The sequence below is a fragment of the Reticulibacter mediterranei genome, assembly GCF_016587455.1.
This window is the reverse complement of record NZ_BNJK01000002.1, coordinates 2,948,566-2,974,580: the sequence shown is the minus strand read 5'-3', so window position 1 is coordinate 2,974,580 and position 26,015 is coordinate 2,948,566. Positions and strand designations below refer to the sequence as shown.

At 50.9% G+C, this 26,015-nt stretch carries 20 protein-coding genes and 6 pseudogenes; 16 read left to right on the top strand and 10 right to left on the bottom strand.

Features of this window, described 5'->3' with window-relative positions; genetic code table 11:
- Positions 1 to 9 precede the first annotated feature (9 nt).
- Positions 10 to 1,752, bottom strand: coding sequence for a pentapeptide repeat-containing protein (locus tag K3T83_RS52210; RefSeq protein ID WP_220210971.1), 1,743 nt, complete (start codon positions 1,750 to 1,752; stop codon positions 10 to 12).
- A gap of 302 nt (positions 1,753 to 2,054) precedes the next feature.
- Here K3T83_RS52210 and K3T83_RS52205 point away from each other — a divergent pair, with 302 nt between their 5' ends.
- From K3T83_RS52205 to K3T83_RS52190, 4 genes are all read left to right on the top strand, one after another.
- Positions 2,055 to 3,506, top strand: a complete 1,452-nt coding sequence (locus K3T83_RS52205) for an NACHT domain-containing protein (RefSeq protein WP_220210970.1) — start codon at positions 2,055 to 2,057, stop codon at positions 3,504 to 3,506.
- Positions 3,507 to 3,616: 110 nt separating this feature from the next.
- Complete coding sequence (locus tag K3T83_RS52200) at positions 3,617 to 4,438, top strand: hypothetical protein (protein WP_220210969.1); 822 nt, start codon at positions 3,617 to 3,619, stop codon at positions 4,436 to 4,438.
- A 426-nt stretch (positions 4,439 to 4,864) separates the two neighbouring features.
- Complete coding sequence (locus K3T83_RS52195) at positions 4,865 to 5,368, top strand: nuclear transport factor 2 family protein (protein WP_220210968.1); 504 nt, start codon at positions 4,865 to 4,867, stop codon at positions 5,366 to 5,368.
- A 163-nt stretch (positions 5,369 to 5,531) separates the two neighbouring features.
- Positions 5,532 to 6,158, top strand: a complete 627-nt coding sequence (locus tag K3T83_RS52190) for an acyl-CoA-like ligand-binding transcription factor (RefSeq protein ID WP_220210967.1) — start codon at positions 5,532 to 5,534, stop codon at positions 6,156 to 6,158.
- Positions 6,159 to 6,349: 191 nt separating this feature from the next.
- Here K3T83_RS52190 and K3T83_RS58470 read toward each other — a convergent pair.
- The 4 genes and pseudogenes from K3T83_RS58470 to K3T83_RS52170 form a co-directional block, all read right to left on the bottom strand.
- Positions 6,350 to 7,029, bottom strand: a pseudogene (locus tag K3T83_RS58470) (IS6 family transposase).
- Between the two features lie 64 nt (positions 7,030 to 7,093).
- Positions 7,094 to 8,217 (bottom strand): IS630 family transposase gene (locus tag K3T83_RS52180; RefSeq protein ID WP_220208040.1). Its coding sequence is split into 2 segments (ribosomal slippage): positions 7,094 to 7,809 and positions 7,809 to 8,217, totalling 1,125 coding nucleotides; the frame shifts between segments, so codons are not numbered across the junction.
- Between the two features lie 70 nt (positions 8,218 to 8,287).
- A pseudogene (locus K3T83_RS52175) lies at positions 8,288 to 8,362 on the bottom strand (IS6 family transposase); the annotation flags it as partial.
- 98 nt (positions 8,363 to 8,460) lie between these two features.
- On the bottom strand, positions 8,461 to 9,177 hold the full coding sequence (locus tag K3T83_RS52170) for an IS6 family transposase (RefSeq protein ID WP_220210966.1): 717 nt from the start codon (positions 9,175 to 9,177) through the stop codon (positions 8,461 to 8,463).
- Positions 9,178 to 9,720: 543 nt separating this feature from the next.
- Here K3T83_RS52170 and K3T83_RS52165 point away from each other — a divergent pair.
- The 6 genes and pseudogenes from K3T83_RS52165 to K3T83_RS58465 form a co-directional block, all read left to right on the top strand.
- Entirely contained in the window at positions 9,721 to 12,150 is a 2,430-nt protein-coding gene (locus tag K3T83_RS52165; RefSeq protein ID WP_220210965.1) for a sensor histidine kinase, read from the top strand.
- 18 nt (positions 12,151 to 12,168) lie between these two features.
- Positions 12,169 to 12,852, top strand: a complete 684-nt coding sequence (locus K3T83_RS52160; protein WP_220210964.1) for a response regulator — start codon at positions 12,169 to 12,171, stop codon at positions 12,850 to 12,852.
- A gap of 393 nt (positions 12,853 to 13,245) precedes the next feature.
- Positions 13,246 to 13,953, top strand: a complete 708-nt coding sequence (locus K3T83_RS52155) for an ABC transporter ATP-binding protein (RefSeq protein ID WP_444544572.1) — start codon at positions 13,246 to 13,248, stop codon at positions 13,951 to 13,953.
- Positions 13,954 to 13,972: 19 nt separating this feature from the next.
- The gene (locus tag K3T83_RS52150) at positions 13,973 to 15,304 is read left to right on the top strand and encodes an ABC transporter permease (protein WP_220210963.1); all 1,332 of its coding nucleotides are present in this window, start codon (positions 13,973 to 13,975) and stop codon (positions 15,302 to 15,304) included.
- Between the two features lie 415 nt (positions 15,305 to 15,719).
- Positions 15,720 to 16,451 (top strand): helix-turn-helix transcriptional regulator, encoded by a 732-nt coding sequence (locus K3T83_RS52145; protein ID WP_220210962.1) that lies wholly within the window; start codon positions 15,720 to 15,722, stop codon positions 16,449 to 16,451.
- A 198-nt stretch (positions 16,452 to 16,649) separates the two neighbouring features.
- Positions 16,650 to 17,912 (top strand): annotated as a pseudogene (locus tag K3T83_RS58465) (tetratricopeptide repeat protein); the annotation flags it as partial.
- 51 nt (positions 17,913 to 17,963) lie between these two features.
- On the opposite strand, the pseudogene K3T83_RS58460 reads toward K3T83_RS58465, so the two are convergent.
- Together K3T83_RS58460 and K3T83_RS52135 are read right to left on the bottom strand one after the other, a co-directional pair.
- A pseudogene (locus K3T83_RS58460) lies at positions 17,964 to 18,077 on the bottom strand (NAD(P)-binding protein); the annotation flags it as partial.
- A gap of 285 nt (positions 18,078 to 18,362) precedes the next feature.
- Positions 18,363 to 18,875, bottom strand: coding sequence for a MarR family winged helix-turn-helix transcriptional regulator (locus K3T83_RS52135; RefSeq protein WP_220210960.1), 513 nt, complete (start codon positions 18,873 to 18,875; stop codon positions 18,363 to 18,365).
- Positions 18,876 to 19,216: 341 nt separating this feature from the next.
- Here K3T83_RS52135 and K3T83_RS52130 point away from each other — a divergent pair, with 341 nt between their 5' ends.
- Entirely contained in the window at positions 19,217 to 19,849 is a 633-nt protein-coding gene (locus K3T83_RS52130; protein ID WP_220210959.1) for an MBL fold metallo-hydrolase, read from the top strand.
- 226 nt (positions 19,850 to 20,075) lie between these two features.
- Here K3T83_RS52130 and K3T83_RS52125 read toward each other — a convergent pair whose 3' ends face one another.
- Positions 20,076 to 20,501, bottom strand: a complete 426-nt coding sequence (locus K3T83_RS52125) for a transposase (protein WP_220210958.1) — start codon at positions 20,499 to 20,501, stop codon at positions 20,076 to 20,078.
- A 72-nt stretch (positions 20,502 to 20,573) separates the two neighbouring features.
- Between K3T83_RS52125 and K3T83_RS52120 the strand changes: the two genes are divergently transcribed.
- The 3 genes from K3T83_RS52120 (at position 20,574) to K3T83_RS52110 (ending at position 22,116) form a co-directional block, all read left to right on the top strand.
- On the top strand, positions 20,574 to 20,807 hold the full coding sequence (locus K3T83_RS52120) for a hypothetical protein (RefSeq protein ID WP_220210957.1): 234 nt from the start codon (positions 20,574 to 20,576) through the stop codon (positions 20,805 to 20,807).
- A gap of 165 nt (positions 20,808 to 20,972) precedes the next feature.
- On the top strand, positions 20,973 to 21,551 hold the full coding sequence (locus K3T83_RS52115) for a helix-turn-helix domain-containing protein (protein WP_220210956.1): 579 nt from the start codon (positions 20,973 to 20,975) through the stop codon (positions 21,549 to 21,551).
- Between the two features lie 22 nt (positions 21,552 to 21,573).
- Complete coding sequence (locus K3T83_RS52110) at positions 21,574 to 22,116, top strand: transposase (protein ID WP_236065294.1); 543 nt, start codon at positions 21,574 to 21,576, stop codon at positions 22,114 to 22,116.
- A 7-nt stretch (positions 22,117 to 22,123) separates the two neighbouring features.
- On the opposite strand, the gene K3T83_RS52105 is transcribed toward K3T83_RS52110, so the two are convergent.
- Positions 22,124 to 22,840: an IS6 family transposase gene (locus K3T83_RS52105; RefSeq protein ID WP_220210955.1), complete on the bottom strand. Its 717-nt coding sequence runs from the start codon at positions 22,838 to 22,840 to the stop codon at positions 22,124 to 22,126.
- Between the two features lie 71 nt (positions 22,841 to 22,911).
- Here K3T83_RS52105 and K3T83_RS52100 point away from each other — a divergent pair.
- A pseudogene (locus K3T83_RS52100) lies at positions 22,912 to 23,196 on the top strand (transposase); the annotation flags it as partial.
- Between the two features lie 830 nt (positions 23,197 to 24,026).
- Here K3T83_RS52100 and K3T83_RS52095 read toward each other — a convergent pair.
- Complete coding sequence (locus tag K3T83_RS52095; RefSeq protein WP_220210953.1) at positions 24,027 to 24,701, bottom strand: hypothetical protein; 675 nt, start codon at positions 24,699 to 24,701, stop codon at positions 24,027 to 24,029.
- A gap of 159 nt (positions 24,702 to 24,860) precedes the next feature.
- Here K3T83_RS52095 and K3T83_RS58455 point away from each other — a divergent pair.
- Positions 24,861 to 26,003: pseudogene (locus K3T83_RS58455) on the top strand (IS3 family transposase).
- The last annotated feature ends 12 nt before the right edge of the window (positions 26,004 to 26,015 follow it).

The following is a 26,015-nucleotide window of genomic DNA, read 5'->3' as shown; positions in this document are numbered from 1 at the left end:
TGTTGATGATCAGGGAGGAGGGTTAGCCGATTCGGAAACTGCCTGGTGGGTGGTGGCATCGGCAGGCGGTTCCTGCTGCTTTGCATCAGAGAGCGTTGATGTGTCTTGGATATTGTTGCCTTGTAACGGCATAGTGGAGGCCTCGATGAGCTGAGAGGGGTCGCTTGTGAGGTCTTCATCAACGATAGCTCCTTTGGCTTTGCAGACGGCTAGCTGCTCCTTCGTCAAACCTTTGGCACCATGTAAATTTGTATTTTCTAAGGATTGAGCCTCTTCGAGATTGGTGTGTGTGAAGGTGGTGTCACTTAGATTAGCATCAGTAAGGTTTGCCTCGCTAAAATCGATGTGGCGAAGGATCGCACCGCTCAGATTGGCGCCGCTCAGGTTCGCTTCATTAAAATGCGTTTTGCTCCCCTCCATCAAATAGCGTTCAGTATGCGCTAAGACCTCTATCTTGCTGAGGTCAGCATAGCTGAGATTGGCAGAACTGAAATAGCTTTCGCTCAAATCGGCCTTGTTAAGCTTGGCGTTGCTGAGTTCGGCCTTGTTGAGATTGGCTCCGGTGAGGAGCGCTTTAGTGAGATTGGCTCCACTGAGAGTAGCAAGGTTCAGAGCTGCATGAGAGAGTTGTGTACCATGAAGGTTGGCATGGCTTAGATCAGCATTATTGAGGATAGCTTCACTGAGGTCGGCATGACAAAGCTTCGCGTTGCAAAGCTTTGCACGATAGAGTTGTGTACCACGAAGAGTCGCATGGCTCAAATCGGCATCGCCGAGAGTTGCCTCTTCGAGGCTAGCTCTACTGAGATTTATTCCACGAAGAGTCGCATGGCTCAGATTCGCCTTTCGTAGGAACACCTGTGGCATCCATGCGTCTTGTAGATCAGCCTCCGCGAGATAAGCATTGTCAAATTGAATGTAACTGGCATCCAAAAACTGGGGGCGAAATGCTCCTCTCCGTTCTTTTAAGACCTCGCGAGCACACGGAAAAGCTTCTTTGAAGACGACTATGAGTGCTTGACTGAGCGTGGTGAGCCGTGCAGGTGGATCCGGATAGCAAGCAAAGTCGTCTTCTGGTTCTTCATCGAAGAATAAATCATCTTCTGGGTGTTCTTCTGGAACTGGATCTTTTAACGTCTGAGCAGTTCGTTGAAGGCGTAAATTGACAACAGCCAGGTCAAAGATTTGGAAGTAAAATTGCTGATTGCCTTCGTGGAGGAAAGTACGTAAAAGAATAGCTGCGCCGATTCTCACTCCTTCATTTTTGTCTGCGAGTCCCGTCACCGCCACCTGAAAACGCTCTTCTGCTCGCTTGATTCGCTCATCTTCCCGATCTTTCATCCAACGTTGTTGTTCTTCATCTCTTCGTTCTCGTTCGGCTTGACGATCTCCTGCTTGGCGCTTGGCTTCAGCTTCTTCTTTCTTTCGAGTATCTCTGCGGTCATTGAAATAGCGTACCACAGCGAAGACACCAGCAGCCGCCAGCGTGAACGTTGAGATGATTGATGTGAGAATGGTCGCCCCATAAATCCACCACCAATCGTTCTCGTGGAGAAGTTTCTGCTTGTTTAAGGCCGTCACCGTCGCATCTTCAGTTGGAGTTGGTTGAGCGGTGACGTTGATTGGCGTGCCTATGTGTGACGTTTGTTCGTGCGCACATACCTCTGAGAGTGGCAGCAACGCAGTCATCGTGAGCAGAAAGAGGAGGCCTCCCAGGAGGAGACTAACTTTGCTCCAATTGTGTTTCTTCATGAAGCTCTTCCCTGACAATTGCCATCCTTTATTTAGAAAGACGCTCAATACGTAAGTATTTTGGACAGCAATGCAGAAAGTAAGAAATATCTGTGGAGGTAGAGTATGCCGAAGCCATTGAGCGCTGGCAGGAGCTACAGAAGAAGCAATGTTTTCTTCTGTCATTGTGATCTTCCACAGCTTCTCAAAAATTTCGTCGGAAGCGCCTGAAAAAGCCAGTGCTTTGTGGTATAGTATTGTTAGAAAGACAGTTACACTCATCTGGCAGATGAAGGATGCTCCTGCGTGCGAGGCAGAAGAGGATGGCCGACCCACTCTCATCACGATGCATTGCATTGTCACGCCCTTTCTGGGTGCATATTGGCAATTGGCTGTGGCGGATCCTCAATTTTTTCTGGTTTACTGTGATGTGGAGTCTGGCCACCAATATCGTTTCCACACGACTCACCTCGCAGGCCGATTTTCCTGCTGATACTCCTGTGGGATGGATGCTACATCATCTTGTCTTGACTGGGTCGCTCACGAGTTGCTTGTTGATGTTGACTGCTCTGGTGGGCATCGTGCGCCGACGGACCGCCAGGCATCTTGCTCCAACTTCTTCCTCTTCCCTCTCCACACAGCAGCGCACTGCACTGATTCGTGGGACGCATAAAGAATACAGGAAACGGTTCACTCAGTCTCTTTCAGGCATGCCATTCATGTCCATTGACCTCCTTGAGCGTTCTGATCTGGTTGCTTCTTCTGGCCCATTAGGATCGTACCAGCAAAAGACATCACACGATTTCTCTCTTTCCCCTGTTTCTTCCTTATTGCAGGCGTATGACGAGGCTGGTCATGCGCTTCTTGTGCTAGGAGCTCCAGGATCGGGCAAAACGATGCTTCTGCTTGACCTTGCGATGCACCTGCTTGAACGTGCCGAGCGTGATCCAACACATCCCATACCGATGATCCTGCACCTCTCATCTTGGGGAAATAAGCAGCCATTTGCCTCCTGGCTCGAAGCGCAAATGAGTTTGATCTATGGACTTCCTGCTCACCTGAGTCAAGCCCTGCTCGCCGATCAACAGGTCTTGTTCCTGTTGGATGGGCTGGATGAGGTGGAGGCAAGGAGGCGAACTGCGTGTATTGAGACCATTGCTGCATATCGACAAGCACACTTTGTCCCATTAGTGGTCTGCTCGCGTCGAGAAGAGTACCTCGCACAAGTTGCACGTTTTCCGTTTCCTGGGGTGGTGACCCTGCAAGCGCTACCGTTCCAGCGTGTGATAGACTACCTTGAAGAATTGGGTGAATCCATGCAGGCAGTCCGGACTGCTCTTCAAACAGATGTCGCCCTTCAAACACTCCTCACCACTCCGCTGATGCTCAGTGTTCTCGTCCATGTCTATACCAATGCCGCTGCGGATGAACTGTTCACCGCGCCATCGCGGGATCAACTCTTTGAGCACTATCTGCAACGGATGCTCCAGGTGTTGGGGAAGCAAAGCCCTTTTTCTCCCCAACCAGCTGTTCAGTGGTTGAGGTGGTTAGCACTGTGCATGCGCAAAGAACACCTGGCCGAGATCTACCTTGAATGGCTTCAACGCTCCTGGCTTCCTCCCCAGTGGGCTTCTCGTTTGGAGCGAGTCCTCATTGGCCTCGTTGTGGCAGGAACATTGGGCTTGCCGACGGGAGTGATTGTCGGATTGCTTGTTTGGTTTGTGCGTGGAGCCAGCCCTGCCATTCTGTCTGGAATGCTTTCCTCGCCGGGCTAGGTTCAGGCCTTCTGCGTATCTGGTTGCCCATGCCTCTTGATGCCTATCTTCAGCTCAATGTACAACGTCCCCTTTGGCGTGCAACACACCATGCCTGGCAGCCAGTCGCTATGACACTTCTAAGCAGTGGAATCGTCTCTGGGCTGTTTTGTAGTATCTATGCTGGTCTGTTCACTGGTATACTATTTGGATTGCTCGATGTATTTGCCTGTGTGCTGTTCCTCTGGTTTTTCGATACGCTGCTCCGTTGGCTGATTCGCGCGCTTTCGATCAGGACGCACAGCCTTCGCCTTGAGGTCGTTCCTCAGGATCTCTTGTTCTGGTCCTGGAGAAAGGGTCTCCCTGGACTTGTTGCGGGATGGGCTGGTTTCCTCTTGTTTTGGCCTTTGTATGGGCTGCTTGCTGGCTGTGTTGCAGGTCTGTTGAGTGCTCTGGCCGTTGGATGTGCCAGCGGCCTTTCCAGCAAGCAGTTTCCCATAGATCAGCGATTTCTCCCAAATCAAGGTATTGTACGAACGGGATATAATGCGCTATGCATTGGGCTGCTTATCTGGCTCTGCTTTGGATTGTTATTTAGCCTCGTGTTTGGTCTCTTCTTTGGCCCGACCTCTGGCGTCATCTTTGGAACTGGAGGAGGCTTCTGCCTTGGCCTCTTTTTTGCCCTGAACTTTGGAGGCAGCGACTATTGCGGACACTATCTCCTCCGCTATCTGCTCTGGCGAAGCGGGACCATGCCCTGGCGTCTGAGTCACTTCTTAGATACAGCTGTCAGTTGCAATCTGCTTCAGCGTGTTGGGGGAGGATATCGCTTTATACATCCTCTATTTCAGGAATATCTAGTTTCACGTGATATACTATCTCCTGCTCAAAAACGACCATCGCAAGATGAGAAAACACATGCTCGTGGTAGCCTCTCTGACAAAGAGAGCTGATAGGAGAGTCTAAACTACTGCGACAGTGCAGGTTTCACTGATATTGAGTCTGACTTCTGCAGTGATTGTAGGCCGTACTAATCTGCTTTGTCAGAGAGGCACTGTTGAAACAATTGCTCACATACCCACGGGTTGCGCAACGAGATACACCTGTCTCATGAAGCGGCTCTTGCCGAAACTTCATTGTATTTGTACTTATTTGGTTCAAGCAAAGATGCCACGCGCGTCAGATGCTGAGAAAGCGATTTTCGTGAAAGAGTTGGAGTCTCTTCCTCCAAAAAGAACTCTCTTGCTGTCATCTTGTGATGCCCCCGTTCTGAATCTGGAGATAAAACCGCTTGAATTTTGGATCTATTCCAATTATAATATTCCTATAAGTTTGTAGAAAATCCAATGATATTGTATATCCAGGAGGGAAAGAAACCCATGATGAACGCACACGATCTCGATTTCGATACCATCAAACCGCTCGATCTCAATAACGGAGCGCTTACCCCAGGATCACAGACGACTCCTTTTTCTACGTTGCTTTGGGCAGTTGTGTCAGGAGACCTTGCTACCGTCGAGGCTCTGATTACAGACGATATTGAATGGGGATTGATGCCTTACAACAAAGTGCTCAAAGGCAAAGAAGAGGTTATTCCCTGGTTCCGAGCTGCATCAGCAGACCAGAAAAAACCCATCGTGATAACAAACGTCGCCACCAAAGACTGGGGTGTCTTTGAATACTGGAATATCGGAACCCTGAGCGAAGAGGTGATCACATTCGGCACCACACAAAATTGGCCCTGGCCGAAAGACCCGAAGAACTTCTTGGGGCGGAAATACCGAGTGGCTCAATGTTTCGTCTATCATGTCAATCCAGAGGAAAAGATCGACTTCATGAGGCAGTACCTGGATACCGGAAGTGTCTGGGCACAATTTCAATAGAGCAAGCGGGGAGCCATCACGTGATCCAGGAAGTCGTGTCAAGCGATGATGTGGGCCTCGGGTGGAGTCACCTTTGGCGCAAGTGACACGCTTCTTGATCCCGTTTCAGCATGAGTTCCAGTGTTTTACCAAATGCGCGTTACCAAACAAAGGAGGGTGAGAGTTGGACACATTGCCTGAGACACGCCTCAGTCGGCGCGAACGCAAAAAGCTCCAGACGCGTGCCTTGATCCAGAGAGAGGCCTTGCGCCTCTTTCTGGACAAAGGGTTTGAGGCCACCACAATCGAGGAGATCGCCGAGGCCGCAGACATCGCACTGAGCACGTTCTTCAACTATTTCCCGACCAAGGAAGACGTGGTCTTTCAAGATGACCTTGATCCGGTGCTGTTGGAAGCCATCAAGGTGGAACCAGCAGGTCTCCACCCGATCACCGTGCTGCGCAAAGCCATTCGCAACGTGTTCTCACACCTCACGCCGGAACAGAACACCATCTTTCGGCGGCGTCTCGGATTGATGTCATCGAACCACACCTTGCGCGCTGCGTTTCTCAACCAGTCCGCCAACCAGCTCGATGAGATCGTTGCAGTGGTCGCCGGGCGTGCTGGGCGTGCAAGCAACGATTTTGCAGTGCGCAATCTAGCCAGCGCTCTGCTTGGGGTAATGATGGCAACGTTTCTCACGGCAGCCAATGACCCTGATGCCGACGTACTTGGCCTGGCGGATCAGGCGCTGGCCCACCTCGAGGCGGGCCTGCCGCTCGACTGGCCGCCGCATGAGCAACCAACGTAGGAGGATACTCATTCCTTCTCCCAGGCCATCTTTCAGAAATGGTAAAGGGTATGCACGCCGACATGTGCACAGACGTTGACAAGGGGCACATGCCTCACACCGAAACAGGTGAATGAGCGTGATGCGAAGGGTTGTGTTGCAAGAAATTTCAAAGAATAAGATGAGTCATGGAGCAACTCGGCTTGTTCGGTTTAAGCAACCACTCCAAACAGCTTGGCGACCAAGGCAACTTGGCCTCTCACGTCTCCTTTTTTCACGCCTTGCAGTTGCCCTTTTCGCATAGCATTCACGATCTCGTAGCCTTGCAACGTTCGCCACGCCGTCTCAAAGGAGAAGAAACCCATCCCAGGCTTCGTCAAGCGTTTGATGAAGCGGTGATCTTGTTCCACGAGATTATTCAGATACCTCACTTGCCTTAGTTCAACCGTTGCCGGAAGGACCCCAGCGGCTTTGAGATCTGCAATGGCTTTAGGGTAGGCAGCATTCTTGTCCAGCGCCCGACACTCGAGGAATCAGTCTGGTTGTATTGAAGTCAGTGGGAATTGTGGGTTGAGCCACCTGTTCTTTGATCAGGCATGCTTGAAGAACTGAACGCGCAGCAACGTGCAGTGTTTTACAGAAAAAGTGTGTAGCTGCCTCTGCATCCCGTGTTGGACTGAGGAAGAACTCGATCGTGTCTCCTGCAGAGTCAACTGCTCGATAGAGGTACATCCAGACTTTCTTGATTTTGATGTACGTCTCGTCCACCCGTCCTTGAGTCATTGCACGCTTTGAGATGCGGTCGACAGCGCTTCTCCAGTTCAGGTACGTATGTTTGCACCCATCGATAGATCGTGGTATGGTCCACCTGCAAGCCGCGTTCGAGCATCATCTCTTCGAGATCTCGATAGCTGAGTAGTCCCCCACACTGAAGGTGATGCCTGGTTCTCGTTCCCTTAAGAAGGAATTTCCTCGCGTGAGGGATACAAGTGTTTCAGTTTGATGCGTGCATCGGGAGGAGTAAAGCGCCACTGCACCATGGCTTTTTGCGCGTTGCGTGCGTGCTCCCATGCAGCAATTTCTTGACGGAGTTGCTCGATATTGCTGATACGCCTCTTCAAACATTGGTTGACTAAGACCGATAACTCAATTTCCACCATATTCAACCAACTCCCGTGGAGTGGTGTGTAATGCCATTCGATCCTTTTTGCCAAACGGAGTGCTTCTGGGAAAGGAAACGTTTCATACAGAGCAGCAGGCGTATGTGTATTCAGATTATCGAGGACTAGCCGCACTTTGGAAGCAGAGGGATATTTCTCATCAAGCAGGTATTTGAGACAGTCGGCGAAATCTCGCTTCGTGCGGGTGGCTTTGACCAGAGCATGCCGCCAACCCGCTTGTGGCTCAAACATCAAGAAAGTGCTACACGCACCATGGCGCGAAAATTCCGTATCCTCGCGAGCCAGGCGACCCGATTGCACTGGTTGGGGTGGTTGCAGGTGTCCAATCAGTTGACAAGGACGCTCATCGATGCACACAACAGGGAACGCTGGATCGTAGGGCTGCATGTACAAATCCAGGAGATCTTCCATCCGCCAGACGAACTCCGCCCCGACTTTCGGAATACACCACTCTTCTTTCAACCAGGGCTTGAGTTCCTTTTTTTTAAGACGCGACGAACTGTCTCATCAGAAATGCTGTCCACGATGTGCAATTGCACCAGTCGGTTCGCGAGCAATTCGAGCGTCCAGCAAGTGCGGCCTTCGGGAGCATCACTGCAAGCAAGCGCGACCAGATAGGCTTCTTGCTTCCCATCGAGTCGAGGCTTTGCGCCAGGACGAGGGAATTCAGTGAGCGCATGATCTAACCCTTTTTGACAGTACCGTTTGCGAACCCGTTGGACCGTTGCCCGACCGACTTCCAGCGTCTGCGCAATTTCGTCGTCCGATTTGCCTTGATGGGCTAGTAATAAGATGTATCCTCTGGCGATGGTTCGGGCGGAATGTTCCCCCACTTTCAGGAGGTCATGCAATGTTGTCCGATCTTCGTCGCTCAGACAGACTTTGTGGATGAGGGCCATGCGGTTCTGCTCCTTTTTTTCTCAGCATACCTTAAGGAGCAGCCAGGCATCAACTTTACTGTGGTGGACTACTGAGCGTATAGCGAAGATACCAACGTACACACACCAGAATGATGTCGGGCTGGAAATGACGCCATTTGAATAGGTGGGTATTGTCAACTTGTTCGTAAACATGTGACGTATTGCTGAGTAAGAAAGAGGAAAGAGGTTGGAGGCGAGCAAGAGTTTTGGAGCGTTCTGCCATTAGCTGGCTAGTTTCACTCTGGTGATCTCATTCCATTGTTGGAATCGGCTTTGTAAAGTGGCACGATAGTCCTCGGCTCTCAGACAATGTCTTCCTGGTTGGAAATGTTGGGAGAGAGGACCAAATGCAGAAACAAATCGTTGTGCCTGCTTGGCTGATTTAAAGCGTCGCATCTTCTTTTCACGCAGCCGTGTGGGTTGATGTGAGTTTTCTGCTCGATTGTTCAACTCTTTGTGCTGTCGATGCCTCACTCCAAGCAAGATCTCGCGTTTTGCCGCCCCATAGCTCTTGAGCTTATCTGTAATAATGACTCGCGGGACATATTGGAGCCCCTTAAGGGGCTTACGGAAAAATCGCTTGGCAGCTTTTGTGTTGCGTCGGCTCTGCACGAGGATGTCAAGCACCGTGCCATCTTGATCTACGGCTCGCCAGAGGATATGTTTTTTCCCACGAATGGTGAGTATGACCTCATCCATATGCCAAATATCACCGCAGCGAGGGCGGCGACGGCGAACTTCATTGGCGTAGGTTTGTCCAAATGTGAGACACCATTGCCGTATCGTTTCATAGGTCACGATGATCCCACGCTGTGCAAGAAGCTCTTCCACATCGCGGAAACTGAGCGAAAAACGGAAATACAGCCAGACCGCATGACTAATGATTTCAGGTGGAAAGCGGTAGCCTTTATAGTTGGGAGCAATGGTGTTCGTTTTCATGAGATTATTGTAGCATATGGTTCGAATACGCCACCAAGTTGACAATACCACTTACCATGCTCACTAAACGATATCTCTGTGACATTCAGATTACCTTCTTTCTGTTCTACATTTTCATCAGAAAGCAACCCCCTCATGAGAGGAGGACAAAACATCCTCTCATGAGCAAGTCCTGCTAATAACGATACCGAAGTTGATGAGTGAGGGTTACATCATTTCTTGCCACCGCATGCAGCGAAAAGAAACAGCAAGAGAAGTAGTAACGGCAGGAGTGAGACCACACTCCAAGTCCTGATCGCGGATATCCGGTGGGATACCTGTTGGAACGTGCGTTTCATGAGCAGTATCCTTTCTCCTCAATAAAAGGCTTTTCTGGTTCGTTCGGTCCAAAAAGCCCCTGATCATGTTCACTCATGACCAGAAGTAAGTATAGCTTTGTACCAGAAGCTTGTCTCCAGGGGAAACCCTGATGTTTTTGTGGCTCTGGTTGGAGTATACTTTCCTCAGCAAGAGGTAACCGCATAAGGAGAACTGGAGAAACCAATGGTACATCTCATCTCAATCATTGCTCAGAGCATCAATGACAAGATCACCAGGCGCTGGTTCGTGGTATATTCAGGAGTTCTCGTGCAGATTATTGTGCTCGTTCTGGCAAATAGCGGATTTGGTCAGGCTCAATCTCCAGCGATCCAACTGGCTCCTGTTGCAGGGAATCCCAACGTCTGTCGCGTGGTACAGGTCGTGCCTTTTACGAATGTGTGGCGATTTGGCGTACAGGCAGGCGATATTGTACAACTGAGGGACCAGAAGACAGGCTCCCAGAGTTGCCTGGCCTCTGGCGTTTCCATTCAAGCTCCTTCAGCCATCCTGGAACAGCAGTTTGTGGTCAATGCCTCACCGCAGCCAGTGAGTGGACTTGATGTGGCACTCAAAGGTGTTCTTGTCCTCATCTTTAGTCTCATGGGAATAGCGATCTTTCTGCACGCAAGAAGCCGCCCCGTCGCGTTCGTGAGCTATGGTCTGTTCTCCTGTGTCTCGTTGATATTTTGCTTGCAAAGCGTTTTCGCTCCGAGAACATTCTGGGTGAGCCTGTTGTTATTCTTCCTGATGCTAATCCTGCCAGGGCTTGCCGCCACAGCCGTTAACCTGTTTCCCTCAGTTGCCTTTGAGCAAGGAGGGCGACCGATACCACCCCGCCAGCTGTGTCTCCTCTCCAGCCCGCTCCTGGTGGCTCTCTTGCTCGTGGTGGTGGAATGGCCAGCACTCCTGATCTGGCCGCAGGCTCATCTCCTGCTTTTGCTGCTCATTGCTCTCTATAGCGTTGCCTGCATCGGCGTCATTCTTTGGACGCTCCTCCTGGGCGTACGCCACCTGAAGCGACGTGAGCAGCCAATGACCTTCTTGATTGTGATCGGCATCCTTTGCCTGTTGGTGTGGTTGACTTTGAGTCTGAACTTCACGCGTAGTGGAGCGATGGTGCGACCAGGATTGTTGTCTCTATTGCCCCTCCCCCTGGCCTATGGGTATGCACTCCTGCGTCATCAACTTGTTGGTACCACCAGTCTGATCAGCCGTCGTGTAATGCGGGTCGTCTTATGGCTGATGCTCGCAAGCCTTTTTGTGTTCCCTGCTACCGTTGTGTTCAGCGTTGTCTCAACCAGTGCCTCTCTCAGTGAAGACCAGTGGTTCTGGCTCTCAGTGCCGATTGGGCTTTTAAGCCTCTGGCTCTTTCCGCTTACCTGGCACAGGGTTCGTGATCTGGGCGATCAGGTCTTCTACCACGATTTCTATCAGTACAACCATGCCCTCTGTGAACTCAGTACTGCCCTCACGCGTTTCCAGGGGATCGATCAGATCAGCGCTTTCGTGTTGCCGCATCTGGCACATTTGCTCAATGCCAGCGAATGTGCTCTCCTGGTGTCTACCAGGCCGCAAGAATCTCCTTATTCCACAACACGCGACCTGCACGAAATAACCATCTCCTGGCAGGTCTATCACTACATGACAGGGCCACAGGGCACATCAACTGAAAGGTTGATACGGTTGGCTCAACTTGCCAGTACCTATTGCACGCGCCATACCGAGGAATCGCTTTTTCTGGATAACATGCTCCTCCTCGCTTTCTATGAGAGTGAGCAACTTACCGGCTTTCTTTGTCTTGGACCCAAACAAAATCTCGAACCCTACAGCCAACAAGACATCAGCTTTCTCACGACACTGGCAGCTCAACTTTCCGTTCTGGAGGTCAATTGTCGCTATCTCGTTCAGGCTCAGGCACACGCGCAGCAACTCACCGCCCTCAACCACCGTGTCGTCTCAGCCCAGGAGGAAGAACGTAGACACCTTGCCCTTGAGCTACACGATGAGGCATTACAACTGGTCATGCTGGTCGTACGCCAACTCTCTGAAGCTTGCACAATGACAGAGGTGGCAGAAGTAATGCCGCTTGTTCGCTCGGTAGAGGAAGACTTACGTCGTACTTGCCTCCACTTACGCCCTCCTCTCCTCGACGAGCTAGGACTGGAAGAAGCTCTTGGCTTCCTGGCACAGCAAAGCAGGCAACGTGGGAAAACGAGTGGGCATGATATGCACATTCAGGTGAGCTGTACTGGCACATCTTCGTCTCGTCTGCCAGCCACTGTTGAACTGGCCCTCTATCGCGTTGCGCAGGAGGCGCTCTCCAACGCGCTCAAACATGCCAGGGCAAATACTATCACCGTACGGCTTCGCCGCAGCCAAAGCGGCATGGTCTCTTTGCTGATTGCTGACGACGGACGAGGGATAGGGAGCCACCAGCCGCTCAAGGAGCGCCTTGGTCTGATAGGTATGCAAGAACGTATGCGAGCCATCGGCGGACACTGGCAGATACGCTCCAGCTCAGGATGTGGGGTCACTATTCGTGCGACGTATGTTCCGCCACCTTCCTGCACCACCTTGATGCAGGAGGGCATTCTCACTTCACATCACTCGTAACAGGAAGGAGACCGCGATATGCAAGAGAATCTGAGCCGCTTTCCAACTGAAGAAAACATCACGCTGGTATTGATCGAGGATCATCCTATTATGCGTGAGGGCACAAGGCGATTGCTCCTGGAAGACCCCCATCTGAAAGTCATTGGCGAAGCGGAAAATGGCCTGGAGGCGGTCGCGCTCTGTCTAGAACGGAGGCCACAGATCGTAGTCCTTGATATCAACATGAAAGGGATGAACGGCTTCAGCGTCGCCCAGGCACTGCTCTCACACCGGGAATGGAAGCCAGAGATTCTTGTGCTCACCGCCTACGATCAGGTGGCCTATGTACGAGCGATGCTCGCACTTGGCGTCAAAGGGTACTGGCTCAAAAGCGCACGAGGCAGTGATATTCGTGCAGCCATCCACGACCTTACCGCGGGAAAATCCAGCATTGCACCAGAGGTAAAACACCTGCTGCAAGAGGAGAAAGAGGACATGCTCATTCACGAGATGGAACCGCTGACGAGTCGTGAGTTGGCCGTCTTGCATTTAGTGGTCCAGACAAAGCGCAACAGCGATATCGCACTCGCGCTTCATATCTCTATAAAAACGGTTGAGACGCATCTAACCAGCATCTATGGCAAATTAGGCGTGCAGTCTAGAGCGGAAACTATTGCCTTCGCACAACGGCACAGCTTGCTTTTAGAAGGGAGCGAATCATAAATGGAGCACCTCAGGATGACCACGCTAAAGTGACTTCCTCTTCAGAGAAGCCTACCCTATGCCAGGACGACCTGTCATTAGAAAGACCAGGATGAAGCTTTTTTTTATGAAATGACATGCAGAAAAACAGAAATACCAGCAATATTCTTAGAAAGAGGTGCAAACACGATGGCCAATGAGCATATTCACGCTTCATGGAGCGGGGCTTTTGCTGGACATCCCTCGGTGGATGGACAGATCTTCTCTGATTCATCTCGCCCCACCAAAACATATCAAATAGGGATATATGATCAGGCAACACACCCACAGAGGCCAGTATCACCAGGAGGCGTTGTCGATGCTGATCCGACTGCGCATCCAGTGATTCGCGTCCAGAACTTGAAAAAGACGTACATGCTCGGACAGACTCCTGTCTATGCCTTACAAGATGTTTCACTGGACATTTATCCAGGCGAGTTTGTGGCAATCATGGGGCCTTCTGGCTCTGGCAAATCGACCTTTATGAACCTGTTAGGGTGCCTGGACCGCCCGACACAGGGAACCTACTGGCTGGCTGGCTATCTCGTCAGCCGTCTTTCTAACGAAGCGCTGGCGCGTGTACGTAATCGGTTGATCGGATTTGTCTTCCAGAGTTTTAACCTTTTGAGTAAAGATACCGCCCTGAGTAATGTTGAATTGCCAATGGTCTATGCAGGGATATCGAGGGAAGTGCGACAACGTCGGGCACGTCAGGCTCTTCACCTGGTGGGATTAGGTTCACGTATGGATCATAAACCAATGCAGCTCTCTGGTGGACAACAGCAACGCGTGGCAATTGCTCGCTCGCTGGTGAACAGCCCGTCGCTTTTGCTAGCTGATGAGCCGACCGGCAATCTGGACAGCCGCACCAGTATTGAGATTATGGCTCTTTTACAGGAGTTGAACCGGCAAGGTCTGACGATTGTGCTAGTCACGCACGAGCCGGATATCGCACGCTATACCTCGCGCCAGGTCGTCTTCCGTGACGGGCGGCTGCTGCGCGATGAGTTGAATCTGACGCCGCGTTCTGCCGAAGACGAATTGCAGCAGTTGCTCTCAGCAAATCCCCAAAATGAGTATTAGAAAGCAGAGAGGTTCAAACGTGAGTACATCACAACCACAAAGGATTGCTGGCACATCGGATCTGGTTGTTTCTTCTTCTCCTTCAAAGAGGGGACTTCCCCCGCTCAGCGCCAAAGATTTTAAGGCAGGGGGGATGTTTGGCCCCAATTTTCGCATTGCCCTGGAAGCATTGTGGAGTAATCGAGTACGGTCATTTCTCACGACACTTGGCATCTTCATTGGCATCGCGGCAGTCATCGCCGCGCTGACCCTCACACAGGGAGTGAGCGCACAGATTAACTCCAGCATCATGGGTCTGGGCACCAATGTGATTACTGCTGCTCCTGGAGCTGCTCGCACCCGTGGTGCAATTGGAGGTGGGAGTAGTAGCGGGGGGAGTTCGACGCCATCGTTGACGCTGAGCGATGTAGCGGCGATCAAAAAAGTAACGTATGTGACCGACGTGAGCCCAGTCATCTCAGTAAGTGCCCAGGTCGTGTACAGTAATCAGAACTGGAACACCAAGATCGAGGGCGTGGATAGCAGCTATCAAACGATTGAAGGCTGGAACATTGCTCAAGGGATGTGGTTTAGCGAGAGCGATGAGGCAGGTGCCAAACCAGTTGCTATCCTCGGTCAGACAGTAGTAGACAATCTCTTTGCAACATCAGGAGTCGATCCGATTGGTCAAACGATTCGTATTCGCGATCAGCTCTTTAAAGTCGTCGGGGTGCTGGAAGCGAAAGGGAGCGGGAACGATGATATCATCATGGTCCCTTCTACGACGGCCCTCAACCGCTTAAAAACCTCGATCTATGTTGATCAGATTATTATTCAGGTCAGTTCTTCAGATGTTATCAACCTGGCTCAACAAGAAATTGATGAGCTTCTACGGCAGCAGCATCATCTTCAGACAGGAGCAGCCGATGATTTCAATCTCACCAATTCCAGCCAATTATTGCAGACGGCGAACCAATTTACCACGATATTAACGGCCCTGTTCGTTGGGGTGGCGGCCATTTCGTTAACAGTTGGAGGGATCGGCATTATGAATATCATGCTGGTCTCAGTCACCGAGCGAACAAGAGAGATTGGCATTCGTATGTCTATTGGGGCCAGGCGACAGGATATTCGTAACCAATTTCTTATTGAGTCATTGACTTTGAGCGTGCTTGGAGGCATGATAGGTCTGCTTATTGGCCTGCTCATTGGCGCAGGAGTGACTTATCTGGTGGGCATTCCTTTTGTGGTTTCTACTTTTTCGATCATCATCCCTTTTGCGGTTTCTGGAACTATCGGGATGGTCTTTGGCATCTATCCGGCAGTACGGGCATCCAAACTCGATCCTATTGTGGCGTTACGTTCAGTCTGAAGATGTCTCCAGGTATATAAATGGACAGGTGAAACGCTCGTTGTAAGACTTTCAGTTAGGCTGAAAGTCTTACAACGAGTATTTGAGTGCAGAGCATGAATTTCTATGTACGTTTGTAGTGTTCGTTGGTACATAGATACCAGGAGATGCAAAGGCCCAGATACTTTGATCCTCATGGGCAAATCTGATACCCTTATGCTCGTGCTGAGTGCACACAATTGAAGGGGATTTGACAATTGGGTATTCCTCAAACCCTTGAGCATTCTGTCCAGCTCAAGTATCAATACTGATCAGGAGAAAGAAAACTTGAAAATTTTGTCTATCGTTGTTTAGAATACTTTTTGCCTGGTTCCATTCTCCATAGAACGGACCTATGGCAAAGATGCTTCGCTATAGAGAAAGATCAGGAAAAGAGATGACACATAATCATCGCTTGCGAGAAAAACGAATCCGGCGTAGCTGGCGACAGGAGGATCTCGCCGAACACCTGGGAATCAGTGTTACGACGGTTCAACGCTGGGAACGAGGCAGTCAACACCCAACGCTCTATTATCGTGTCAAGCTCTGTGAACTCTTCGAGGCAAGTGCCCAGGAACTAGGCTTGCTTGATGATGCTCTCCCTCCCGAGACTTCTCCTTCCCTAGATCCTCCTCCTCCTGCTGAAGACAATGCCCTCTGGACCGTTCCCTACCAGCGAAATCCTCATTTTACTGGACGCGAGGATCTGCTCGCTATGTTGTTCCAACACTTCGCCTCTTCTCTGCCGACTCCCAACTCTGGCCGACGAGCGCCTTTGCCCCAGGCGTATGCCCCCAAGGGGTTAGGAGGGATCGGCAAAACGCAAATGGCACTTGAATATGTCTATCGCTCCCATGAACAAGGACGCTACCGTCATACTCTGTGGATGCCGGCCACCAGCGAAGAATCGCTCCTTGCTAGCTTTGCCGCCCTCCGTGAACAGATCTCCCTGGATGTGGCACCAGGGACCGATCAACGGATCTGGGCACGCCACGTCATATGCTGGCTAGAACACTGTCACGATCCCTGGCTGCTCATCATGGATAACGCCGATGACCTCTCAGTTCTCTCCAGCTACCTACCCGCGGCCAGGGCAGCATCCTGCTTACCACGCGCAGCAACGCCGTAGGGCCACTCGCCTCCTCCGTGCAGATGGAAACGCTCAGCCTGGAAGAAGGCATCCAGTTGTTGCTGCGCCGCATACAACGCGAGACCTCAGCCACCGTGGAAACGAGAGTACAGGCAGGCAAGATCGTAGCGGCTCTGGGTCAGTTACCCCTGGCCCTCGATCAAGCTGGAGCCTATTATAGAGGAAACTGGATGCAGCTTGCAGGAATACTTGCACCTGTCTCAAGAGCAGCAGTACGCCTTGCTGGCTCGACGAGGGAAACACACCGTTGGCTATGCCGACTCTGTCGCCACCACCTGGTCACTCTCCTTTGAGCAAATCGAACAGAGCAATCAGGCGGCTGCCGAGTTCTTGCAGTTATGTGCATTTGTGGCTCCTGACCAGTTTCCAGAGGAAGTGCTGATCCAGGGAGCATCCTTCTGGCCCGCTGCCTTGCAAGAAGCGGTGAGTGATCGGTGGCGCTTCAATCAGTTGCTCGAAACAGTACAGGCATTTTCCCTGGTGCAGCGCTTTGGGGAAGAGCGTCTGCTTCGTCTGCACCGGCTAGTACAGGTAGTGCAGCAAGCACACATGGACAAGCGGGACCAGAAACAGTGGGCTGAACGCCTGGTCCAGGCCGTCCATGCGCTCCTTCCGACAGATGCGCGGGTGGAGATAGAATCATGGCCGCAATGTCAACGAGTAGTGGAACAGGCGAAGAACTGTGACCAGCTTATCAGACAATATGGGTTACAACAGGAGGAAGCAATAGCTTTGCTAGAGCGCGCAGGAATCTATCTGCGAGAACGTGGCAGCTTTGCACAGGCTAAACAGCTCCTCCTGCATGCCTTGTGCCTGCATGAACAGCAAGGCACGCCCCAGGTTTTGCCCATGACGACCCTCTTGCTGAACCTGGCTAATCTTTCTTCGCAGCGGGGCAAAGACCAGGAGGCCGAAGCGTTCTGTCAGCGAGCCTTACAGATCCGCCAGCACCATCTGGGACCAGAGCATCTAGATGTTGCCCTCGCGCTCCATTGGCTGGTGAATATTGTCGCTAACCGGGGCAGATTAAAGCAAGCAGAACGCCTCTATGCGCAAGCCTTACAGATCCGTGAAGAGCAGTCGGGGCCAGAGCATCCCCTGGTAGCCACCTCTCTCCTCGGGTTGAGCCTGGTCTATGAGCGGCAGAAACAGTATACTCAGGCAGAAGCGCTTACGATGCGTACACTGCGTATCAGGGAACAACAATTCGGTTCAGATCATCCCCAGACCATTCTCGCCATCAACGGGCTAGCAGTGATTTATGCTCATCAGGGCAAAGATGAGCAGGCCGAACCACTCTACCTGCGTTCCCTACACATACAGGAGTGTCTTTTGGGAGCGGATCATCCCCAGTTGGGATCTCCTCTCGATGGCCTGGCACGCATCTATGCTCATCAGGGCAAAGACGAGCAAGCCGAGTTGTTCTACCTGCGGGCCATTCACATTTTAGAGCAGCAGTCGCTTACAGAGCATCTCCACCTGACATTTCCTATCACTGGGAAACGAAGCTTTATCGAGCAGCAAGATCCGATAGCCTTTGCGAGCCAAAAGCAGAGCAACTGAGGACCCGGCACAACGAGCGCCGACAACAATTATATCATACATGATTTTTCCTTCTCTCATCTTAAAACAGGGAAAAAGTGCAAAAGAGAGAACAAGGTGATCATGATCACCTTGTTGCATTTGCTCAAGAAGTTTATTTTCCATAGATGGTTCTGCTCTTTTTCGTTCCTGCTCTTCTCCCTATGAGAATAGCAGGATTTCGTTCCTCGTTAGAGAGCGTCAGCCAGCGTTTAGCAGTCGTTTTCAGAGAGAAAGGGGTTCACTTGAACATCAGGGCTTTCTTATGCATGTCTATTTTGAGAAAAGAAAATTCAGAGAGAGTTCTTTCTATTCGCCTCTCTCTTCAGCATTATTCTTCTCTAAAGCATCGAGGGTCGTAATGAACAGCTCCATGATTGTAAGCAATTGGATAAGATCACGCTCATCGGCCAACGACCAGAGTAATTGTTCCACGTGCCGGACGGCGGCGTCACCCGCTTGCAGGCACTCACGCCCATAGGAAGTAAGAAACGTTTCCATGGCCCGTCCATGAGACGGCGCATGTCGTTCGATGAGCCCCGTCGCTTCAAGGCGCTGAAGCATTGTCGTTACCGCTGCCGGGCTGATTTTGCCCTGACGCGCAATGGTTGCTCCAGCTATACCTGGATGCTCATCAATAACATGGAGAATGGACCATTGTGCCGTGCTGAGATTGACAGGTGCAAGCACCCCCTGAAGTGCGGCATCGGCTTGTCGCGCCGTCTCATAGAGGATTGTTAAAAGCGGAAAACTCTTCTTTTTTGTGAGTCTGCCCGCTAATTCATCCGTCTTACTATCATCTCTGCTTTGCGCATTATCCATCTTCTGATCTCCCTTCGCTTCTTCCTATGCATACGTTTTATTCCCGTCCATGTATGCTGACAGGCTCGTGTCAAGTCAAATAAAAATGTTACTGAAAGAGGTTGTTGACAAGTGTATATTAACATGTTACTATCCTTCTCAATAGTAACATGTTAATATACACTTGAGGATACGCGCTCAGTCGCTCCTCTAACGAATTTTTCCCTCTGCCCCAGTGAGCAAAAAGTGATCTAAGATCATCATTTGAAGAAATGGAGATCATGAGAAAAGGTAAGTAGAATTGAAAGTTTCTTCTTTTGAAGTGGCAAGCTCTATTATTCTGTTAAAGGAGCATAGGATAGATGGAAATCATAAAAGATATACACCTGCTACAAACAACAAAGGGCAGTTACGCCTATCTGGTTCTGGGTGATGAGCCTATTCTCATCGATACCAGTTTTCCAGGACGCGCACCAGCAATAGTAGCAGAACTAGAGAAGCTCGGGATGAAGCCCACCGATATTGCTCATATTCTGCTGACGCATCATGATGGAGACCATATTGGGAATGCTCATGCACTCCAACAAGCTTCAGGTGCTCAAGTTTGGGCCTCTCATGAGGATCTTCCTTATATTCTCAAGCAACGCTCTGCTTCAGGCTTCCGAAGAGTATTGCAAACGGTCGTCAGGACGAATTTACCTCGGGTAGACCATACCTATGTTTGGGGGCAAAAGATCGGAAAGATAGAAGTTATCCCCACCCCTGGTCATACACCCGGTCACGTCTCGTTTCTCTATGAGGAGACACTTTTTAGCGGTGATCTCGTAGTCAGTTCTAAAAACAAGTTACGCCCTGCGCCTGCTCTTCTTACCTGGAATAAGACAGCATTGAAACGCTCGCTCTCAGCCATCAAGAAGCGTGAATTTCTCTGGGTGTGTCCAGCTCATGGCGAGCCTATCCAACGAGGAAACTTGTGGGAGACACTACTAGATTAAACGAAAAAAGGGATTCTTGTCATTTGTCAGGATTAGTAAGTTGCGCAACCCGTGGAATGAACTTCTCGCTCTTCCACTGTTTTGGTTCCAGCTTACACCGTTCAAAAGAAACCCTGAAAGCTCTTGACCTCAAGCACTTGAGGTATTTTATACTACGGACATGAAGAAGACATCATCTCTTGAGCATCAAGAAACCTACAGCGGGGTGCCAAAAGATTGAGCCATATTACCTCTGCCTTTCTTGCTCAGGAAGAGGATACCCGCAACGCTGAAACCACCCCTGCGCATCCTGAGCCGTGATGGTGAAAAACGCTTGAGCAATGGCCTCTTCGAGGGCTTCTCGGGTTCTCGCTCCTGTGCGACGTAAGACGGTTTTCAGTTTGGAGAACGCTTCTTCGGTAGGAGAGAGATCGGGGGAATAGCTTGGTAAAAAGAGGAGTTGACAGCCTTTCGCTTCGATCATCTGCTTGATCTGTCCGCCCTTGTGCGCCTGGAGATTGTCCATGACCACGATCTGCCCCGCCTGGAGGCTGGGAACCAGAATCTGTTCGACATACATCTCAAAAGCACTCGTGTTGGTCGATCCTTCCAGGATCATTGCATCCCATACCAGACAGAGAAAGAGCCGCGATGAGCGTGGTATTTTTGCCACGGTTGCGAGGCACCTTCCCGTCTTTCTCGTTCTCCCCTTGGAGCACGGGCATAGAGGGGCGTCAAGGCAATATTGGAGCCGGTCTCATCAATAAAAACCAGATCTTTTGTCGGAAGCGTACGTGCCTTTGCTCGCTACGCAGCTCGTTCCTCTTCATTGCGCTCCGTCGCTCCGATCGACTTTTTTTCGTGTCCAGCCCAGCTGGGTGATCGCCCGGCTCATCGTCCAACGGCTCACGCGCTCACCATTGGCCTGCTCCTACATGGTGCAATGTTGCGCCAGCGTCACATCGGCGTGGGCCTGTAGTTGGGGCAATATGCCAGCTTCCACTGGTGCCCGTTTCTTCGGAGGGCGGCCAGGAAGGTTGTGTTGCAAAAAATTGGAGGAAAAGAAATGGACGTGAGTGGTCCTTTCAAGCTTGCTTAGTGCATTCTCAAGAGAGGTAATCCGGGATTTGGTATACTCAATCCCATGAGACCACGCATTTTTGTTCGAGACCTTTCCGAAGACGAACGAACGGCGTTGACCGCCGGATTACGTTCAGCCGACGCATTTGTGCTTCGTCGCAGCCAGATCTTGCTCGCCTCGGCTCGTGGGGAAACGCCCCCCCGCATCGCGAAGGCGCTCTCCTGCGACGAACAAACCGTTCGCCATGCCATCCACGCATTCAACCGGGAGAGACAAGAAGCGCTCCAAGCTGGATCGAGCCGTCCCCACCATCTGCCGACCGTTCTGCGCGAAGACGTGACCACTGAGATGTTCAAAGCGGTGTTGCATCGCCCGCCTCGCGATTTCGGCTTCGAGACCAGCCTGTGGACACTCGACTTGCTCGTCAAGCAGTGTGTTCGCCTCGGCTGGATGACCCGCTCCGTCTCCATCGAGACGATGCGCCAAACGCTCTTGCGTCTGGGCATCAACTGGAAGCGGGCGAAACACTGGCTCACCAGCCCTGATCCGTTGTACCAGAAAAAAAACGGCTCGCGACCGACTGTTGATCTGGGCCTCCCAGGCGCGACAGGCGGCCATCTGGGCCATCGGCTTTCTCGATGAGGTGTAGTGGAGTCGCTTCGCGTTGCCCCCAGCCCATGCTTGGCAAACGACCGATGCTCCCGTTCATTTGAGAGAACAGAGCTGGCAGAAGGCCGATCCTGATGCGAAAGCGCTGGCATGTTATGGGGTTCTGTGGCAACGAGGGCCAGCAGATGCTCCCGTTCGGGATCAGATGTCCCTGCGCTTTGTGGATGGACGTCCAGTCAGTGACATCACGACGCAGTTTCTGACTTGGTGCTGCACCCAACTGGAGCGTCAGGGGAAAACGGCCTGGCTGCTCATCTGGGATAATGCTTCTTGGCATGACAGTAAGATCGTACGCACCTGGATTCGAGATCACAACCAGCAGGTCAAGTTGACAGGCAAGGGCGTGCGCATTCTCCCGTTGTTTCTGCCCAAGCAGAGTCCGTGGCTCAATCCTATTGAACCCAAGTGGGTGCATGGCAAGCGAGCTGTCGTTGAACCTAATGGGCTGCTCACAGCCAAGCAGTTGGCCGAGCGGATTTGTGCTTATTATCATTGTTCGTATGAAGCTCATTTATCCATCCCGGAAAAGGTCTCTTGAGAATGCATTAGATGGCTACTGTGAACAGCCCGGCGACCAACGTGACTTGCCCTCTCACATCCCCTTTTTCCACTCCTTGCAGTTGCCCTTTCCGTAGCATGTTCATCACTTCGAATCCTTGGAGGGTTCGCCAGGCCGTCTCAAAGGAGAAAAATCCCATCCCCGGCTTGGTCAATCGTTTGATGAAGCGATGATCTTGCTCGACTATATTGTTCAGATATTTGATTTGTCTGAGCTTGCAACCTTCTGGGATGCTTCCTGCCGCTTTCAGCTCAGAAAAAGCTTTGGGATAGGCAGCGTTTTTGTCTACGTTGATGACGCGTGATTGGCTGCAATAAGAGGCGGTGAGGGTTTTGAGCAAGAAACGCTTGGCTGCCTCTCCATCTCTGGTCGGACTCAGCCAAAAATTGAGAGTCTTTCCCTGCGAATCGAGAGCTCGATAGAGGTAGACCCACTGCTTTTTCACTTTGATGTAGGTCTCGTCAACCCGCCAGGAATCGGTGGTAGGCTTCAAATGAGGACGGCAACGCCGTTCAAGCTCTGGAGCATACTGCTGAACCCAGCGGTAAATGGTGGTATGATCCACCTGCAATCCTCGTTCCAGCATCATTTCTTCAAGATCTCTGTAGCTGAGCGAATAGCGCAAATACCACCTGACGCACAAGAGAATCAGGTCGGACTGAAAGTGACGCCATTTGAACGGATTTTCACTGTAGTTGCTCATTGAGAGGAGATCTCTTTCGCTTTTTTCTCCCTACTGTAGCCGATCAGCTTTGTCTTTGCAACACAGCCTCGTTGCTTCAGTTCTTTCTCCAGATGGTACGAGAGCGGAGGGGAGAAGAACTTGACAGTTGGCTCCACGCGGCTTTCCACAGTGGCATTCCCGAACTGCGCTCCTTTGTGGTCAAACTGCGGCAGGATCAGGAAGCAGTGCAGGCCGGTCTCATTTTTTCTTGGAGCAACGGTGTCGTGGAAGGGCACGTTCATCGATTAAAGTATTTGAAGCGTCAGATGTATGGGAGAGCGAATTTCGATCTCCTTCGTCAGCGTGTTTTGCATTCATCAATGGATTCTTCATGATCATCAAAAGTGCGTCAGACCCGGTAGGAAGGGGTCACTCCAAATGGTTCATCTTCCCTCTCTGCTGCTTTCCTTAACAAAAGCAGCAGAGAGGTCCTCTGTGGCTTGCGGAAGCAGGCGCGATCTGCTAAAGTGGCAGGAAGATATCACAGGGATATCATGAGCAACATGGCTAATAAGAATATCCACACGGTGCTCCCCTTTCGAGGAGCGCCGTGTGGTCTGTGGAGTGGGAGGTGAACCTTTTTGCAAGGAGAGATCCGGGGGCACGCATAAAAAAGAGCTTCCTCTATTATATGCTCTCGCGGTTCATTTGTGTGGTAGGAGTAATCCATGGAGAATCGTCACCGCACGTATGAGAGGAAGGGAGAGCCAGGAGTGCGTGAGGACTCCCCATCCTCTTCACTCTTGGCTCGGTGGCATGGTGATCATTGTGGCCTGTATGAAAACATCTGTAAAGGATGATAGAGCTAGTATAGCAGAGTTGTTCCTCTTGTCTATAAAAAAGATATAAAAACCTCTTATGGAACACGGTGATGAGGTGAAGAGGATCGATCTGACACAGTCTGCTTGGTGATGGGAGAGAGATGAGGAGCGTCACGCAGTGCTAGCGGGGAAGGAACTGCTCTCTTGTATGTGGTGGGGTGATGTTCGCACCACCACAGGGGGATTGGTGAGAAGCGGCTAGGGTGTGGAAGATCGAATGTTGGCGAGCAGTTCTTGTGTTTCTTTCGAAAAACTTTGTCTCCGGCAGTAAGCCAGGAATCCGATGCCGTCGAGTGGTCTTGGCATGATCTCTTCCTCCCATCAAATGATATGGTGTCAAAATCTTACTCAGTATCTTTCGACAGAGGAGGTAAGGCCAATTCAAGTCCCTTCCCATTTTGAAGCTGAACGAGATTGGGGAGGAGTGCTTGAATTTCCATTGCTCGTGTTGCCGGATCAGCTCCAGGGTGTAACATATCAACTACTTTTCCCGCAATCTCCAGAGCATACTCAATGCCCTTCTTCTGCACCTCTAACTGTTTCCCTAGCACTTCCAGACGACGTTGCTCAAGTTCAAGGCGGTGCTTCTCTTGCTCAAGCAGAGCTATTTGATTGTCCTGCTCAGCCTTTTGTTCTGCTTCTTTGATTTCCAGTGCTTTTGCCTGGTTTTCCAGTTTCGCTTTTTCCAGTCGCTCTTGTCGCTGAGTAATGCCATCAATGGTTGTGACAAGCGCCTCTGCAACACTAGGAGCACTCAAATCCACTTTCCAATCCATATTGAAAGGTGAATTGTAGCTGATACGTGTTATTACTATCTGAGCTTCTTCTGCAAATCGTCCATTGTGCGTTTGGGTGTATTCGATGAAATCAGCAAAGCGCCTTTTTGCGATGAGCCAGTATTTCGTAGTCAGTTCTGTTAGCGCTGAGATGATTGTCAAGAGATTTTGAGCGGTAAGAGGCTCTGCTAATATGCGCATCTGGATAGTAACGTTCCGCGATCCAGGATTCAAATCAGCCAATCGTTTAACTATCCCTTCCTCATCACCAAAGAACTCGGCTAGCTTCCACAAATTACTTCGAGAAGGTAAAGCCGTACCTCGTTCCCATCTGGCAATTGTATAATGGCCCTAAGATTTTGAACACAGGAAGAGGCGGAAGTAAGATATACTCAACACATAATGAGAAAGCAATATACAGCCGCATTCAAGGCCCGAGTAGTTCAAGAACTTTTGAAGGAAGAGAAAACGCTGGCCCAAATTGCCGCAGAGTATGAAGTACATCCCACCCAACTCAAAAATTGGCGAGCAATCGCACTGGAAGGGTTGCCAGGTCTCTTTGAGAAACAGGAGAGTACAGCCGAACTCAAAGCCGCTCACGAGCAGCAACTCGGGGAACTCTACGCCGAAATTGGCAAGTTAACGACTCAAGTCAGTTGGCTCAAAAAAAAGTTACAGCTCTGACGAGAGAGGAGCGGGTCGCGTTCATTGAACGAGAAGCAGACGAGCTTCCACTGAGCCTACAAGCCGATTTACTCAGTTTAAGTCGCTCAAGTTTATATTATCAACCACGGCCTCCCAGTGCGGAAGAAGTGCAGCTCAAACATCGCATCGATGAAATTTATACGCACTATCCTTTTTATGGGGCACGAAAGATTGCCGCACAGCTCCACCGAGAAGGAATGAGTATCAATCGCAAAACAGTGGCTCGCTATATGCACGAGATGGGTATTGCAGCCATTTATCCAGGGAAGCAATTTGAGCCGTCGCCAGCTCAAAGAACAGGTCTATCCGTATCTCTTGCGAAATCTGGCTGTTGCTTATCCGAATCATGTCTGGGGCATTGACATCACCTACATTCGCATGCAAAAAGGCTGGATGTATTGTATCTGGTGGCAATCCTGGATTGGTATTCGCGCTATGTCGTGAGTTGGCAATTGGATCAGACATTAGAAATGCCTTTTGTGATCATGGCAGTTCAGCAGGCACTCGAACAGGCTGTGCCATGTATTTGCGAACCTCGATCAAGGAAGCCATTTCACCAGTCCACAATATCTGGATGTACTCAAAGCGGCCAATGTTCAGATCAGTATGGACGGCAAAGGGCGAGCACTCGACAATATTTTTACGGAACGATTATGGCGCACAGTTAAGTATGAGGAGGTCTACATTCACGATTACTCTTCGCCACGCGAAGCACGTCAGGCATTAACTCGCTATTTTGCGTTTTACAATTGGCAGAGTCCTCATCAGGCACTCGAGTATCACATCCCTGCTGAAGTCTATTTCCGTAAATCCACCGCAGAGCAGACTGAGAGTGAATAGTCATTGAAAAGG